The organism is Vibrio sp. 2033 (genome assembly GCF_033339735.1).
Map to the genome: position 1 here is coordinate 1 of NZ_JAWOVC010000530.1, position 610 is coordinate 610.

Sequence of the window (610 nt, forward strand, 5' to 3'; positions counted from 1 at the left end):
GGCGTCTTTTTGTTTAGCGCCATATTCCACGAGGTTCTGAGCGTCCTTAGCGGTTTGCTGACTTCTTGTGCATTCTAGTTCTGTAAATATCATTTTATTGTCTCTTTATTATTATCGTTAGTGAGAAAGTAATAAGAAATGGTAGATAAATCCGCCTTAAAAATAAGGCGGGAGTTTAGGCTTTATAATTCAGCTTCTTCTAGTATCTTTTGTTTGCATAGCTCGTCTAGCTGACGCGAAGATAAGTATTTAAAAGCTAGTATTTTAGCTGTTGCTGATGAGTGGGAATCTATGGCTAGCTTGCGTGTACTATCAACGCTCTTCTTAAGCTCTTTAATGCATTTACTTAGTTTGGCTATCTTAGCGCTGTCAGCATCTTCAATGTCCTCTGCAAGCACTTGAAGTGCTTTTGATAGCTCCTTGGTTTCTTTAAAGTACTTTAAGTGCTCTTCGTCATTGCTTGGGCGAGGTTCAACTTGATTTAAAGCTACGTCTCTAAGAAAAGCAGCGTTAGAGCGATAGTTGTAACTTTTCTTGTTAGCGATGAAGCGCTCGTGTTGTTCTGCTGTTATATGTGTTTTTAATGCAATATTGTATAAGTCTTTAGTTT

The 610-nt window shown here is 38.0% G+C and carries 1 pseudogene; it reads right to left on the reverse strand.

Features of this window, described 5'->3' with window-relative positions:
* Window positions 1-182 precede the first annotated feature (182 nt).
* A pseudogene (locus R7P74_RS27610) lies at window positions 183-610 on the reverse strand (chromosome partitioning protein ParA); the annotation flags it as partial.